Consider the following 14781-nt stretch of genomic DNA (forward strand, 5'->3'; position numbering starts at 1 on the left):
CTGCCTTAGTTTTGCCCTCCGGGGTCTGGGGCGGGTTGCTGCCGGACCCCGCGTGGTTTTCAGAATGAAGACGGGGGTTGGAATGCCGGGACTCAAGCGATCGCTCTCGATCAGGATCCCAACCCTCAGATTCCGCGCCAAGATCATGCTCGGCTTTGCCGTGACGCTGGCGCTGTCGGCGGGCACCATGGCCTTTGCCTATCTGGGCTTCGAGCGGGTTTCGACCGGGGTCGGATCCTACCGCCAGAGCGTCGCCGAGGCCGACCTCGCCCGCAATATCGACCGCGAGCTGATCTCCTACCGTTCGCTGGCACGTTACTTCGTGGTGACCGGTAAGGAGGATGACGCCAAGGCGGCGCAGGCCGCGGAGGCCAGCCTGAAGGAGGCCATCCTAGCCTCGATGAAGGGCACCACCAATCCGGCCCGGCTCGAGCAGATCACCAAGCTGGAGCGTGAATTCCGCGCCTTCACCAAGATCTTTGCCGAGATCGTCCGGATCAAGGACGACAGCGCGCAGACCGCGCAGAACCGGTTGATCCGCAGCGCCACCTCGATGCGCTACAAGCTCGACGATCTGCCGAGCAATGCCGATGATTCCGAACTGCAGTCGATCCAGTTCGGCACCAAGAAGGTCTCCGACCAGCTGCAGTCGATCACCGGTGCCGTCAACACCTTCGTCGTCAATGGCGACAAGTCGGTTGCCGCCAGCGCGCTCGCCCGGCTCAAATTTGCCGACAACCTGGTGAAGGCTATCACCTCAAGCAACGAGCGCATCACACAGGGCGTGAAGGACGTGAGCGCTCTGCTCGACGAGTACCGCGCGGCGCTCGCCAAGCTGATCGAGAACGCCAAATCGATCGACGAACTGACCGTCGAGATGACGGAATCCGCGGCGGCCATCAGCCAGGGCGCGGCCGCGATGAAGTCCGACCTGCTCGCCGACCAGAAGCGGCTCGAGACCGAATCGCAGGCCACGATCGGCGACACCGAACGGCTGATCCTGATGCTGGCCGCCGGCAGCTTCGTGCTCGGGCTCGTCTGGGCCTTCCTGCTCGGCAAGGGGATTTCGCGGCCGATCGCGGCGATGTGCGGCGCGATGCGCGAGCTCGCGGCGGGCAATTTCGACGTCGTGCTGCCCGGCCTCGGCCGCCGCGACGAGCTCGGCGAGATGGCCGGCGCGGTGGAGGAGTTCAAGCTCCAGGCGATCGCCAAGGCCGAGCGCGATGCCGCGAGCCAGGAGGCGCAGAACAAGGCGAGCGCCGCGGCGCGGCGCGCCGAGCTGATTCGTTTCGCCGACGAATTCGAATCCGCCGTCGGCTCGATCGTCTCCAATGTCTCGGCCTCCGCCGTGCAGCTGGAATCCTCGGCCGGCACGTTGACGCGGACCGCGGAAACCACGCAGAACCTCTCCAGCCAGGTCGCCGGCGCCTCCGAGGAGGCCTCCAGCAACATGCAGTCGGTGGCTTCCGCGACCGAGGAGCTGTCGGCCTCGGTCGACGAGATCGGCCGCCGCGCCAAGGAATCCAGCCAGATCGCCGACGCCGCCGTGCGTCAGGCGGAGCAGACCGACGCGCGGATCGGCAAGCTCTCGCGCGCCGCGCAGGAAATCGGCGACGTGGTCAAGCTGATCACGGCGATCGCCGAGCAGACCAATCTGCTGGCGCTGAACGCCACCATCGAGGCGGCGCGGGCCGGCGACGCCGGCCGCGGTTTTGCGGTGGTTGCATCCGAAGTGAAGTCGCTGGCGAGCCAGACCGCCAAGGCCACCGACGAGATTTCCAACCACATCGCGGGCATGCAGGCGGCGACCCAGGAATCGGTCGCCGCGATCAAGGAGATCGGCGGCACCATCGGCCAGATCTCCGGCATTGCGACCAACATCGCAAGCTCGGTCGAGCAGCAGAGCGCGGCGACGCAGGAGATCGCCCGCAGCGTGCAGAATGTCGCGATCGGCACCCAGGAAGCCGCCGCCAGCGTCACCCAGGTCAACCGCGGCGCGACCGAGACCGGCGCGGCCTCGGAAGAGGTGCTGAACTCGGCGCGCTCGCTGTCGGTCGAGAGCTCGCGGCTGCGCGAGGAGCTCGACCGCTTCATGGCCAACATCCGCGCGGCGTAACATCACTTCCGTCGTCCCGGTGCAGGCCGGGACCCATACGCCGCGGCTTGTGAAACGGGCAAGCGGCCGGTTATGCGCGCGCCAACGAACAATTGTGATTACGGGTCCCGGCCTGCGCCGGGACGACGCTGTTGGTTGGTGCGGCGCAATCAATCCCGGCCGAACTGGTGCTTTAATTCGACTTTGGCGCGTTCCAGCCGTGAGCGCTGGGTCTTCGGCAAGGTCTTGCCGGCGCGGTTGATGTAGAAGGTCAGCATCGACAGCGCGGAGCGATAGGCGCCGCTCTTGCGCCGCGTGCTGTGTTCGGCGGATGCCTTCAGCGACGCCGCGATCTTCCTGGCGCTGGTCAGCTTGAATACGCCGCGCTGAAGGTCGAGCGCATCGCTCTCCTTCGTCACGCGCTGCGACCAGCGCTTCGATGTCGCTTTCTTCGCTACGCGCTTGCGGCGCGCTGTGCTTGTCGTCCGCGCCGCGGATTTTCGCGCGGTCTTGCGTGCAGTCTTGCGCGTTGCCGTCTTGCGTGCCGCCATGATCGCCTCCGTTGCTTTTGAGCCGAGAACAGCCCGCGGCTGGCGCAGTTCCTATCCTGCCTCGCGGGAACCGCAGCGCAGCGCCGGCGTTAGCATGCGGTGGCGGGCAATCCGTTTGCCGCAATCCTGGGAACCAAGAACCTTGGAGCAATCCGTTCCGGGGTCTTTCCCATTGGTCCGATCTGATGAGCCTGCAGCAGACACAGCCGAACTCCGCGACGACCAACGACGTCACGGCTGCGGCCGCACCTAGCGATGACCGCATCATCGAGACCTCGATCCCGCTTCGCCTCGATGATCTGCACTGGAGCGGTTTTCACACCCGTGTCGTCTTGGCGCTCGGTATCACCTGGATTCTCGACGGGCTCGAAGTGACATTGGCCGGCGCCTTGTCGGGCGCGCTCAAGGACAGCCCGACGATGGGCTTCTCCAATGCCGATGTCGGCTTCGCCAGCAGCGCCTATCTTGCCGGCGCGGTGCTCGGCGCGCTCGGCTTCGGCTGGCTCACCGACCGGATCGGCCGCAAGAAGCTGTTCTTCATCACGCTCGCACTCTATCTCTCGGCAACGGCCGCGACCGCGCTGTCGTGGAATGTCGCCAGCTACGCGCTGTTTCGTTTTCTCACCGGCGCCGGCATCGGCGGCGAATACACCGCGATCAATTCGACCATTCAGGAGCTGGTGCCGGCGCGCTATCGCGGCTGGACCGATCTCGTCATCAACGGCAGCTTCTGGCTCGGCGCCGCGATCGGCGCCGTCGGCGCGATCGTGCTGCTCGATCCCGCGGTGCTGGCGCCCGATCACGGTTGGCGGATCGCCTATTTCATCGGTGCCGCGCTCGGCCTCGTCGTGCTGTTCATGCGGATGTGGATTCCGGAAAGCCCGCGCTGGCTGATGATCCACGGCTATCCGGACCGCGCCCACCAGATCGTCGGCGACATCGAGCGGTCGGTGCTCGGCCATGAACAATCCAGCGAAAATTTTCCCAAGGTCAAGCTGCGGATGCGCGACCACACGCCGCTGCGCGAGGTCGCGGTGACGCTGTTCTCGACCTATCGGCAGCGTTCGCTGGTCGGGCTCACGCTGATGGCGGCGCAGGCCTTCTTCTACAATGCGATCTTCTTCACCTTCGCGCTGATCCTGACCGATTTCTTCGGCATCCCCTCCAGCGATGTCGGCTGGTACATCCTGCCCTTTGCCGCCGGCAACTTCCTCGGTCCGCTGCTGATCGGCCGCCTGTTCGATACGCTGGGCCGCCGCACCATGATCACGGTCACCTATGGCGTGTCCGGCGTGCTGCTGGCGCTGTCCGGCTATTTGTTCTCGATCGGCGTGCTCAGCGCGCAGACCCAGACCATCGCCTGGATGGTGATCTTCTTCTTTGCCTCGCCGGCCGCGAGTGCGGCCTATCTCACCGTCAGCGAGACGTTTCCGCTCGAGGTCCGCGCGCTCGCGATCGCCGCCTTCTACGCGATCGGCACCGGCATCGGCGGCGTGATCGGGCCGGCGCTCTTCGGTGTCCTGATCGACACCGGATCGCGCAACAGCGTGTTCGGCGGTTACCTGTTGGGAGCCGCGCTGATGATCGCAGCGGCCGTGGTGGCGTGGCGCTACGCCGTCGCGGCCGAGCGCAAATCGCTCGAATCCGTGGCGCGGCCGCTGGCATTTCTGGAGTAGAATGACATGACGCATGACGTGGCTGAAAGGCCGAAGACAATGGACAACGACATCGCCGCTGACGACGCGCCGGACAGTGTGCCGGCGCTGGCAGCGCTGATTCCGCCGCTCGGCGAGACCGCGATATTGCTCGATATCGACGGCACCTTGCTCGATTTCGCGCCGACGCCGCGCGAGGTCTGGGTGCCGCCGGAGCTGGCGGTGACGCTGAAGCAGTTGCACGCGCGCTCCAATGGAGCACTGGCGCTGGTCAGCGGACGTTCCCTGAACGACATCGACCTGATCTTCGCGCCGGACCTGTTTCCCGCCATCGGCGGCCACGGCGCCGAGATGCGGCTGCAGCCGGACAGCGAGGCGGTCGCCACCCATTCGCCGCCGCTCGACAAGGAATTGAAGCGCCGGTTGGCCGCGATCGCAAAGCTCAGCCCCGGCATCCTGCTCGAGGACAAGGGCTACTCGCTGGCGCTGCACTATCGCCTCGCGCCCGCGGCGGAGAAGGCGATCTATGAGGCGGTGTCGCTGATCCGCGCCGAGCTGCCCAATGCGCCGATCGAGGTGCTGCCGGGCAAGAGCGTCTGCGAGATCAAGCATGCCGGCTTCACCAAGGCGAGCGGCGTGCGCGAATTGATGACGCAGGAGCCGTTCAAGGGCCGGCGTCCGTTCTTCATCGGCGACGACGTCACCGACGAAACCGTGTTCGCGATCATGCCCGACTACAATGGATTCTCATTCTCCGTCGGCCGCCGCGCGCTTGGTGTGGCCGGACAATTCGGCACGCCGGACGACGTGCGCGAATTTCTCGCGCATCTGATCGACGGTAAGGGGACGTGAGACTGTCCTAATCGAGCCACTTTTCTCGCAGCCAAGTTGAATGCGGTGCTTTTGCGTCGTGGCTTGTGCCTCGCGCGCATTTTTCTTTTCGCGAGTTCCCGCGAGTTCCGTGCGCAATTGCCAGAATTTGGTTTCAATTGGGAGATTCCTTGATCAGGAACCATCTTGATGAATGGTTGTTAATACGCGAGTTGACCAACAGGAGGGGACCTGGTGAACCTCGTCGTCGTATCTAACCGCGTTTCGCGCGGAAAACCCAATGAACCCATGACGGGGGGGCTTGCAGCGGCATTGTTGCCGGTGGTGGAAAAGACAGGGGCGATCTGGGTTGGTTCCAGCGGACGGGTTCGCGACGGAAACCTGAAGGAACCATTTGCGGAGGTTGAAGCGCTCGGCGCCGGTGCGCTGGCGATGCTCGACCTGCCGGCAGCGCATTACGGCGGCTACTATGAGGGCTTTGCCAATTCGGCGCTGTGGCCCGCGCTGCATTCGCGCGCCGATCTGATTCGTGCATCCGGCGAAGACTATGCGAGCTATCGCGAGGTCAACGCGTTCATGGCGCGTGCGTTGCTGCGATTCCGCAAGCCCGACTCGGTGTTCTGGATCCAGGACTACCATTTCCTTGCACTTGGCGCCGAGATGCGCGATCTCGGCGTGACCCAGCCGATCGGCTTCTTCCTGCACACGCCATGGCCGGCGCGCGCGCTGATCGCGGGCGTGCCGCATCATCGCGCGCTGATCGAGGCGATGCTGGCCTATGACCTGATCGGCTTCCAGACCGAAGAGGATTGCGAGAACTTTCTCGCCTATGTGAAATGCGATCTCGGGCTCGGCGTGCAGGACGGCGTCATCATCTCGCCGTTCGGCCGCACCCGCGCCGCAGTGTTTCCGATCGGCATCGATCCGGATCGCTTCGCGCAGCAGGCCACCAAGGCGATGACGCATCCCGACGTGACGCGGCTGCGGCGCAGCCTCAACGGCGAGAAGCTCGCGATCGGCGTCGACCGGCTCGACTACTCCAAGGGCCTCGTCAACCGCATCAGGGCGTTCGACCGGATGTGGATGCTGCATCCGAGCCTGAAGCGCTCGGTGTCGCTGCTGCAGATCGCGACCCCCTCGCGCGGCGGCATCGAGGCCTACGGCAATCTCGCGAGCGAGGTCGCAAAGCTCGTCACCGACGTCAACGGCGTGCATGGCGAGGTCGACTGGACGCCGATCCGCTACCTCAACAAGGGCTTTGGCCAGGGCGTGCTCGCGGGCCTCTACCGCACCGCGCAGGTCGGCGTGGTGACGCCGCTGCAGGACGGCATGAACCTGGTCGCCAAGGAATACGTCGCGGCGCAGAATCCGGTCGATCCCGGGGTGCTGGTGCTGTCGAAATTCGCCGGCGCCGCCAACGAGCTCGACGCCGCGCTGCTGGTCAATCCGCATGACATCGACGGCATGGCGCGCGCGGTGGCGGCGGCGCTTGCGATGCCGCTGAGCGAGCGGCGGATGCGCTGGGAAGCGATGATGGACAAGCTCAACCGCGGCACCATCCAGCAATGGTTCGCCGACTTCATCGAGGCGCTGCAGGACACCCATGGTCCCGGCCATGCGACGCTGCCCGAGGCCGCAACCCCGTGGCGGCGCCGAACCGCGGATCGCGCGGCGCGATATCACTGAGCCGGGTGGAATCGCGCAACAGACACGATGTCGTCCTGGCGGAAAGCCAGGACCCATTACCCCAAATATCAATTGTTGCGCGACGGTGGGGCCGTGGTCTGGCTTTTCGCCAGGACGACATCGTGCTGCACGGCCGGTGAGTCATAGATTCGGATACCCGTGAGCACTTGACCTGCCCCCAGGGGCAAATCAGTTCGTTCGTGGGATGACCGCGCGGCGCGCCGCCGAAGACGCCGGGGATCGCGCAGCACCGCGAACAGGCATAAATTTCGCAATAATTTCAAAGCATTGTGGAAATTTTGCGCGCGAGCCCTGCGCTCCCTTGCAAAATCCGCTTCCGCCCTTCAAGAGAGGGCCTCCCGGAGAGATGGCCGAGTGGCTTAAGGCGCACGCTTGGAAAGCGTGTGTGCGGGAAACCGTACCGTGGGTTCGAATCCCACTCTCTCCGCCAGCCTCCCAATGACCGCTTCTTAAGTTTGCAGTGATACGACATGGCTCGGTCCACAGGTCCGGCGGTCGTTCGATGCGGCGAGTTGTTGCGGGAGTGTTCAATGGATTGATCCTGGCCGTGGTGCTGGCACTGGGACCGCCATTGGCGTTTCTGATGATACCGGCCGCCGGCTTCTTCCTGCCGCTGCTGCCATTCTGGAGCGTCGGCGTCGTCGGTCTGCTCTTCGTCGGATTCCTGATCCTCGGCCGAATTCCCCACGCCATCGGCGTCGCCGTGCTGGCCATCGCCGGCGCTCTATCGCCGCTCGGGACGCTGACCTTGTGGAGCGTCAACGCCGTCAGCGACGTGATCAAGCTCCAGAATGCCGCCAGCGAGTTGATCGCGAAATGCGCGACCGGCGCCGTCCCGCTGAAGCCGCCATCCGCCAAATACGACCTCATCGTCCTGGACGACGTCGATACCACTGGCGAGCAAAACTACGAAGCCGTCGACACCATTGCTGTCCTGGCCGGAATGCGTGTGGTCGCGATCAGGCGCGGCGGCCTCGATCGTCAGTTCTATGAAGCTTCGGAAACGACGGCGAGCGCGTGCGTCGAGGGCCGCGACACTGCCAAGGTCGGCGTGACGCCGCGGGGGACGCAAAGGAAGATGGCGCCGCTGGCCGTTGACGTGTGTTTGCGACGAACCAAGATTGCGGACCCGTCGCGCGATCAGGCGCCGGCGATCGTGCTCCGAAACATTGCCGGCAGCGGTGCCGATTATTGCCGGCTCACCCAGGTCGTCGAACGTACGGCGAGCGGGGAGCTGGAGTTGGGCCGGGCAATTCCGCCCAATCCGGTCATGCCCAAGGCTGTCGCGCAAGGCAGCTGGCTGCTCGCGGTGCTCAGCGAGGTCCTGCAGCAGGATCTCAGCGACAAGGCGCTCATGGCGCACGCCGTCAAGACAACGAAATGAATCGTCACCGCAGCCGAAATTGTCTATCGCGGCAACTTCCTGGTGCGCTTCTTCGAAGGCGCCGGCAGTGGGACCAGACGCGTTGCAGCGTCGGCCTCCCTGGTCTCGCGGAGCTCTCGAAGTCGCGCCATGTTCTTGCGAATCTCGATGGCCTGCCTTGCGGCCTCCGCCATCGCGCGCGCTCCTTCTTCAGCGGCCAATCGCTTACGCGGTTGGCTCGCGCGAGGCTTTCAGGTGATGATTCTGCCGGCTTCCTGACGCTCATCCTCACCCACTTGCCAACAGGCAAAACCCGCTCGATCCGGAGATCAAGCGGGCAGTCCCATCGTTTCAGTACATCCGTGAAACGACGCGACGAGATTTACGCCAGCGAAAGGCTTTCAGCGCTGACCTTGCCTCGCATCTTGTCGGTCTTGACCTCGTACTGGACCTTTTGGCCCTCCGCGAGTCCTGAGAGACCGGCCCGTTCGACCGCGCTGATGTGAACGAACACATCGCTGCTGCCGTCTTCCGGTTGGATAAAGCCAAAGCCCTTTTGGCCATTGAACCACTTAACAGTACCTGTCGTCATCTTGTTCTCCAAAGCGCATGAGCGCGCACCGCGTGCCAATCACGCGATGATTTCAACTTCGTCGATGTCTTTGGAAAAGGAGCCCGCGGGCGCGTTCAACAAGGCACAGCGGCTAATCGAATAGCGTCCATATACACACGATCTGCGGGACTTACAAGGGAGAGAGCTGATTTGTTTCAGTCCGGGCCTTCTGCTGCCGATGCGAGGGCATCGAACGGCTCCGCCGAAGGAAGCTTAATCAGTTGACACCGCCGCGCAGGAGTGATCCGGTCAATCGACCAACCGTATCGGCATGGCGAGCAGACCGGGCTGTTCGAACCCGGCGAAGAATTGCGCCGTTATTCTCATCCTCACATTCGTGAACGTCCTCTGCGCGAAGGCTGCGTGCAGGAATGTTCCAGTTCGCAGCCACCGAGGAGTTTTGATGCACGTTCTTGTTCGCGACAACAATATCGACCAGGCGCTTCGTGTCCTGAAGAAAAAGATGCAGCGCGAAGGCGTCTTCCGGGAGATGAAGCAACGCCGCGCCTATGAGAAGCCTTCGGAAAGAAAGACGCGGGAAAGATCGGAGGCTGTTCGCCGGGCCCGCAAGCTGGCTCGGAAGCAAGCGATCCGCGAAGGATTGCTGCCGGCGCCTCCGAAGAAGAAACTTCCAGAGCGTAAGCCGCCTTTGCCGCGGATCACCGGCACCTAGCAACGACACCCAAAGCAAACGTTGAGCTGGCGTAGGGGTGCGCTCGCGCCACGGGGAACGCTTCCTCACATTGGCGGGTTATCGCCAATGATACACACTCTCAAAATCCTGACGGTGATAGTCACATCCATTCCGATGGGGCTATCGTTGGCTCATGCGCTGGAGCTTCCCGGCAAATATCGCCTGGATCGCGATAGCTATCTGGCAATGCAGTCCGTCTACTATCCCGGCTTCACGGTCGGCGGCGCCGCAGAACCGTTGAGCATTCTCATCGTACTGGCAGTGGTGCTGATGCAGTCGCAGATCGCGGTACCTTGGCTGACGGTCCTCGCGCTGATCTCGCTTATCGTCATGCACGCGATATTTTGGACCGTGACGCAGCCGGTGAACCGGTTCTGGCTGATTGGTGCAAATTTGAGCGGACTCGGCGCAAGCTTTTTTGCCGGAGCTCCCGCAGCGGAGCGAGATTGGATGGTTCTGCGCGACCGCTGGGAGTATTCGCACCTTGCTCGGGCCGTTTGCGCCGCCATCGCTTTCGTCGCTCTGGTGATCGATTCGACGCTCTAGACGTTGAACAGCCCAAATGCCTACGCAAAAGCGGCCCCGCCATTTGCATTTGCGCAAACCGACGGAGCCTCCGGAGCATTCGTCTCTTTCGAGATCTCCTGCTCCTGATCAAACAACGCCCAACGAGCCAATCCGTTCCGGATTGCAAGCTGAATCTCGACACTGCGGTCGCGCCGCTGACGCGTTCCGGGAACGCGAGCTCGGCAGGCACTTTTGCGCTTGGGGACACCGTACACGTTCCAGCCGCCGCGCGATAGCACCTAAGCGGCCCGGAACAGCTTAGGGGTGGAAGTCGCTTCGCCGGGGGCCTGCTGGGAATGACCCCCCTGGCAAACTCCGATGCCTGTCGAGGCGGCGATCAGGCCGTGAAAGATCAGCATGCAGAGACAGTGGTCCCGAGCAATCGTTAGGCAGGCCGCAACGAACAACTGAGTGGACTTCCATTATTAGGCCCAACCATTATTCGGCCCAACGCATGTCTTGCTGCGATGCAGAATTTCGTCGCCTCGGCGTATAGCAGACCTTCACGAGCCGTCAGCGCAGCCGATTTATCGGTTCGCGGCCTAGTCGGCTGGAGAGCCACCTAAAATTTTTTGTCATCCTCCTCTTGAAAGCACTTGCTGCTGTTCTACGTCATTTTTCGCCGCGACAGCGGTGTGCCGAACGCCTCCTTGGGTTCGGCGCGGGCGCCGGGCGGGAGTCTTCGGATCCTGTCTGAAACCCCTGTCTTGCGCTCCTTCGTATCCATCTTGCTCTTTGGAGGACTTGGTTATGAGGACCACCTTTGACTTCGCGCCCCTGTGGCGCTCCACTATCGGCCTTGATCATTTGGCCGACCTCGTCGACAGCGCGCTGCGCCAGGCGCCCGAGGACAACTATCCCCCCTACAACATCGAACGGACCAGCGAGGACCACTATCAGATCAGCCTCGCGGTGCTCGGGTTCGGGGTGGACGACGTCACCGTGACGGCGGAGCAGAATGCGCTCATCATCGAGGGCAGGAAACCTGAGAGCGGTGCGCGTGAGTACCTGTACCAGGAGATCGCCGCGCGTCCGTTCCGACGCGTCTTCAACCTCGCCGAGTACGTGCAGGTGAAGCAGGCCTCCTTCCGAGACGGGCTGCTGGTCATCGACCTCGTCCGGGAGGTTCCGGAAGCCATGAAGCCGCGCAAGATACGGATCGCGAACGGCGCATCTCCGACGTCGCAAATCGAGCAGGAGAAAGCAGCTTAGGCTCGTCCGAGACGTTGGTATGGAGCGCGGACTGAACCTCCGCGCTTCCGAGATCATTGAATAAAGGAGGATATCATGGCTATTCGCGATCTCATTCCCTGGTCCAGAAGCCAGGAGCTCACGCCGGCGCGAGGCAACTACGATCCATTCCTGACGCTGCATCGCGAGATGAACCGCTTGTTCGATGACGCGTTCAGGGGATTCGGCGGCGCCGGCCTGTCGCCGCTTATGGAGGGCCGGTTCGGCTGGCCTAAGATCGAGCTCGACGATACCGACAAGACGCTGACGATCTCGGCAGAACTGCCCGGTATGAGCGAGAAGGACGTCCAGCTCGAAATCGCCAATGGCGTCCTTACGATCCGCGGCGAGAAGAAGGACGAGCGCAGCGGCGAAGGCAGGCACTTCACCGAGCGCTACTACGGCGCCTTCGAGCGGCAGATCCCGCTCGATGACGTGGAGGCCGACAAGGCCGAGGCCTCGTTCAAGGATGGCGTGCTGACCATCGCGCTGCCGAAATCGGAGAAGGCGCGCGCGGCGGTCAAGCGCATTGCCATCAATACGCAGTGACAATCATGGGCGGCGGCCCCGGCCGCCGTCCGACCTCAAACCCCATCCCGTAGAAAGGAGTGTAAAGGGAGTAAGCGATGACCGACGCCAACATGAATGCCGACAGACTCAATCCACTATTCCATCCTGCCGCACACTACGCCTCTCCGGACGACGTCCTGAACGACGCCGAACTCTCGACGCCGGAAAAGCGGATCATCCTCTCGTCCTGGGCGTCCGACATGTTCGCGGTCGAATCCTGTCCCGCATTGCGCGAGATTCCCGGCATGAGTCACACCATCCGGCTTGCCGACATCCTCGCTGCGCTGCGCCAGCTCGATGATGGCGACGATGATCCACCGCCTCGCGGCGGCGTGCCGATGCGGCTGCGGCGGCCCTGGGCCGCCGTGCTGCAAAGGCACCGTCGCTCTCCAATCGGCGCTGCTACCGCGCCAGAACCAAGCCATCCGAGAGGTGGCGAGGAGCCGATGATCTGAACGCACGCCAGCTTGGTTCACTCGTGCACGAACTGGCCGTCCGCGCGAACCGTGCCGCGGGCGAACGCGTCCGCGTCCGACGTCACACCGGGAACAGGAAACGCCCGGCACATTTCGATGCACTCCGACCGGAGACGCGCGACGGCCGCATCGTCTCCGTTCGCCTGCAGAGCCGCCGCAATGAAGGCGCCGATCCGGCGCATCTCGGCTTCTCCCATGCCACGCGTGGTCGCTGCCGGCGTGCCAAGGCGAATCCCGCTCGGCCTGAGCGGCGGGCGCGGATCGTCCGGAATGACCTGCTTGTTCGTGGTGATGGTGATGGCATCGAGCAGTTGCTCGGCTGTTCGCCCGTCCAGTCCGACCGACGCCACCGTATCGACCACCATCATGTGATTGTCGGTCCCGCCGGTGACCAGCTGCATTCCGCGCTCCATCAGCGCGCCGGCAAGGACCTTGGCGTTGCGCAAGACCTGCCGGGCGTAAGCCTGGAAATCCGCGGTCGCCGCCTGCTTGAGCGTCACGGCAATCCCGGCCACGACGTTCATGTGAGGTCCGCCCTGCAAACCGGGAAAGACGGACGCATCGATCCGGCCGGCATGTTCTTTCCGGCACAGGATGATCCCGCCGCGCGGTCCGCGCAGCGTCTTGTGGCTTGTCGTCGTCATGACGTCGAAGCCGGCATCGAGCGGATTGCGCATCACGTTCGCGGCAATCAATCCGCCATAATGGCTCACGTCAGCCATTGTCAGCGCGCCGACCTCGTCGGCGATGCTCTTGAATGCCGCATAGTCGAGGTCGCGCGGATAGGAGCTGTAGCCGCACAGCACCAGCTTCGGACGCGCCTCGCGGGCGATCGCGCGCAACTCGTCGAAATCGATTGCGCCGCCGTTTGACGGCGCCGTCTTGTAGCGAACGAAGTTGAACAGGCGCCCCATGTGCGACACCGGCGCGCCGTGGGTGAGATGACCGCCATGGGACAGGTCCATCGCGAGAATGGTGTCGCCGGGATTGAGCAGGCCGAGATAGACGGCCTGGTTCATCGGCGATCCGGACAGCGGCTGAACGTTGGCGTGCCCGGCCCGAAAAACCGAGCAGGCCCGTTGCCGTGCGAGGGTCTCGATCTCATCGGTATGCTGCTGGCCGCCGTAGTATCTGCGGCCCGGATATCCTTCGGAATATTTGTTGGTGAAGACCGATCCGAGCAGCTCAAGCACCTCCGGATAGGTGTAGTTCTCGGACGGAATCAGCTCGATGCCGTCCTGTTGACGGCGCTCTTCCCCGGCAAGGGCAGCGGCGATTTCGTGATCGTTGATCGACAATTCGTTGCGAAATGACGGCATGCGCGGGCTCCTCAATGCGCTGTGTTTCCAGCAGATTGGTTGCCCAGGCGATCGGCGTCAGAACCCTTCGCGCTTCACCGTGGTCAGTTCCACGTTAGCTCGCCAGTCGCGCGACAGGACGAATGAGCCCGGAGGCTCTTCGTGATGCAAAGCCTAGTCGACATGCCGAGCTTGCGCAACTGCCAGCTCGTGCCAACCCTTGCGGATCGGTCGCGAGTTCGTCGACGCAGCGATCGCTGCAAGGCACGACGGGCTGAAACCGAAACGATTCCCTGATAGAAAATGCGCTTTCATATACAGGGAATTTTATTGAGGCAGGCCATGGCCAACGCGACCATCAAATCCGCCCGTCGCGTCATCGAGATCATGGAGTTTTTTGACCGCAAGCGGCGGCCGATCGGTCTGAAGGAAATCTGCGACGGGCTCGGCTATCCGGTCTCGAGTGGCGCCGCCATGCTGAAGAGCCTGATGCTGCTTGGCTATCTCGAATATGACCAGGCGAGCCGAACCTATCTGCCAACCATGCGCATCGCTGTGCTCGGCCGCTGGGTCGCCGATCAGCTGTTCAGCGAAGCCAGGATGCTGCCGCTGATGGAGGAGCTGCGCGAGCGGACCCGGGAAACCATCATTCTGGGAACCCAGAGCGAGATCCGGGCCCAGTATGTGCACGTGCTGCGGTCTCCCCAGCCGCTGAGCTATTCGGCCGAGCCGGGCTCGTTACGGCCGCTGACCAGATCGGGAGTCGGGCTGGTGCTGTTGAGCACCAAATCCGATCCTGAGATCGACACCCTGGTCTATCGCAGCAACTACGATGAACCGAATCGAAGCCGCCGGGTCGCGCTGAAGGACGTGATGGAAAAGGTGAGCGGCATCCGCAAGCAGGGCTACTTCTTTTCCCGTCACCTCTACACCGAAGGCGTCGGGGTGATCGCAATGCCGCTCCCGGCCGCGCCCTACAACCGGACATTCGTCGTCGCGCTCGGTGGGCCGGTCCGACGCCTGGAGAAGAACCTCGCCGCGAACCTGACGGCGATGCGCAAGGCGATCAGGACATTGCTGCCGCCGCAGATCACCTGACGCGCTTTCCAGATATATGGAAATAGCTGCCGG

14 protein-coding genes, 1 tRNA gene and 1 riboswitch are annotated in these 14781 nt (G+C 63.4%); of the genes, 12 read left to right on the forward strand and 3 right to left on the reverse strand.

Going from position 1 to position 14781, the window contains the following annotated elements; translation table 11 throughout:
• Positions 1 to 82: 82 nt before the first annotated feature.
• On the forward strand, positions 83 to 2116 hold the full coding sequence (locus XH93_RS02510; protein ID WP_194472265.1) for a methyl-accepting chemotaxis protein: 2034 nt from the start codon (positions 83 to 85) through the stop codon (positions 2114 to 2116).
• Positions 2117 to 2265: 149 nt separating this feature from the next.
• Here the strand turns inward: XH93_RS02510 and XH93_RS02515 are convergent, their stop codons facing one another.
• Positions 2266 to 2646: a DUF3175 domain-containing protein gene (locus XH93_RS02515; RefSeq protein WP_194472266.1), complete on the reverse strand. Its 381-nt coding sequence runs from the start codon at positions 2644 to 2646 to the stop codon at positions 2266 to 2268.
• 185 nt (positions 2647 to 2831) lie between these two features.
• Here XH93_RS02515 and XH93_RS02520 point away from each other — a divergent pair, with 185 nt between their 5' ends.
• The 5 genes from XH93_RS02520 (at position 2832) to XH93_RS02540 (ending at position 8223) form a co-directional block, all read left to right on the forward strand.
• Positions 2832 to 4322 carry an MFS transporter gene (locus XH93_RS02520; RefSeq protein WP_194472267.1) on the forward strand — a complete coding sequence of 497 codons (1491 nt, stop codon included), beginning with the start codon at positions 2832 to 2834 and terminating at the stop codon, positions 4320 to 4322.
• A 6-nt stretch (positions 4323 to 4328) separates the two neighbouring features.
• The gene (otsB, locus tag XH93_RS02525) at positions 4329 to 5153 is read left to right on the forward strand and encodes a trehalose-phosphatase (protein ID WP_194472268.1); all 825 of its coding nucleotides are present in this window, start codon (positions 4329 to 4331) and stop codon (positions 5151 to 5153) included.
• Between the two features lie 213 nt (positions 5154 to 5366).
• Positions 5367 to 6818 carry a trehalose-6-phosphate synthase gene (locus XH93_RS02530; RefSeq protein WP_194472269.1) on the forward strand — a complete coding sequence of 484 codons (1452 nt, stop codon included), beginning with the start codon at positions 5367 to 5369 and terminating at the stop codon, positions 6816 to 6818.
• Positions 6819 to 7179: 361 nt separating this feature from the next.
• Positions 7180 to 7269 (forward strand) — tRNA-Ser (locus XH93_RS02535).
• Between the two features lie 105 nt (positions 7270 to 7374).
• Entirely contained in the window at positions 7375 to 8223 is an 849-nt protein-coding gene (locus XH93_RS02540) for a hypothetical protein (protein WP_194472270.1), read from the forward strand.
• A gap of 361 nt (positions 8224 to 8584) precedes the next feature.
• Here XH93_RS02540 and XH93_RS02545 read toward each other — a convergent pair whose 3' ends face one another.
• A complete protein-coding gene (locus XH93_RS02545) occupies positions 8585 to 8794 on the reverse strand; it encodes a cold-shock protein (protein WP_194472271.1) in 210 nt (69 codons plus the stop codon).
• A gap of 424 nt (positions 8795 to 9218) precedes the next feature.
• On the opposite strand from XH93_RS02545, the gene rpsU reads away from it, so the two are divergent.
• The 5 genes from rpsU to XH93_RS02570 all read left to right on the forward strand — a co-directional run bounded on the left by rpsU (position 9219) and on the right by XH93_RS02570 (position 12331).
• Positions 9219 to 9488 carry a 30S ribosomal protein S21 gene (gene rpsU / locus XH93_RS02550; RefSeq protein WP_139479867.1) on the forward strand — a complete coding sequence of 90 codons (270 nt, stop codon included), beginning with the start codon at positions 9219 to 9221 and terminating at the stop codon, positions 9486 to 9488.
• A gap of 87 nt (positions 9489 to 9575) precedes the next feature.
• Entirely contained in the window at positions 9576 to 10055 is a 480-nt protein-coding gene (locus XH93_RS02555; protein WP_194472272.1) for a DUF1772 domain-containing protein, read from the forward strand.
• 771 nt (positions 10056 to 10826) lie between these two features.
• The gene (locus XH93_RS02560; protein WP_194472273.1) at positions 10827 to 11288 is read left to right on the forward strand and encodes an Hsp20 family protein; all 462 of its coding nucleotides are present in this window, start codon (positions 10827 to 10829) and stop codon (positions 11286 to 11288) included.
• Between the two features lie 75 nt (positions 11289 to 11363).
• On the forward strand, positions 11364 to 11855 hold the full coding sequence (locus tag XH93_RS02565; protein ID WP_194472274.1) for an Hsp20/alpha crystallin family protein: 492 nt from the start codon (positions 11364 to 11366) through the stop codon (positions 11853 to 11855).
• 77 nt (positions 11856 to 11932) lie between these two features.
• Positions 11933 to 12331 carry a hypothetical protein gene (locus XH93_RS02570; protein ID WP_229173013.1) on the forward strand — a complete coding sequence of 133 codons (399 nt, stop codon included), beginning with the start codon at positions 11933 to 11935 and terminating at the stop codon, positions 12329 to 12331.
• Positions 12332 to 12348: 17 nt separating this feature from the next.
• Here the strand turns inward: XH93_RS02570 and glyA are convergent, their stop codons facing one another.
• Entirely contained in the window at positions 12349 to 13671 is a 1323-nt protein-coding gene (gene glyA, locus XH93_RS02575; protein WP_194472275.1) for a serine hydroxymethyltransferase, read from the reverse strand.
• 34 nt (positions 13672 to 13705) lie between these two features.
• A riboswitch (ZMP/ZTP riboswitch) is annotated at positions 13706 to 13791 on the reverse strand.
• Between the two features lie 201 nt (positions 13792 to 13992).
• On the opposite strand from glyA, the gene XH93_RS02580 reads away from it, so the two are divergent.
• The gene (locus XH93_RS02580) at positions 13993 to 14748 is read left to right on the forward strand and encodes an IclR family transcriptional regulator (protein ID WP_194472276.1); all 756 of its coding nucleotides are present in this window, start codon (positions 13993 to 13995) and stop codon (positions 14746 to 14748) included.
• Positions 14749 to 14781 lie beyond the last annotated feature (33 nt).

The sequence above is a fragment of the Bradyrhizobium sp. CCBAU 51753 genome (assembly GCF_015291565.1).
Lineage (GTDB): Bacteria > Pseudomonadota > Alphaproteobacteria > Rhizobiales > Xanthobacteraceae > Bradyrhizobium > Bradyrhizobium ivorense.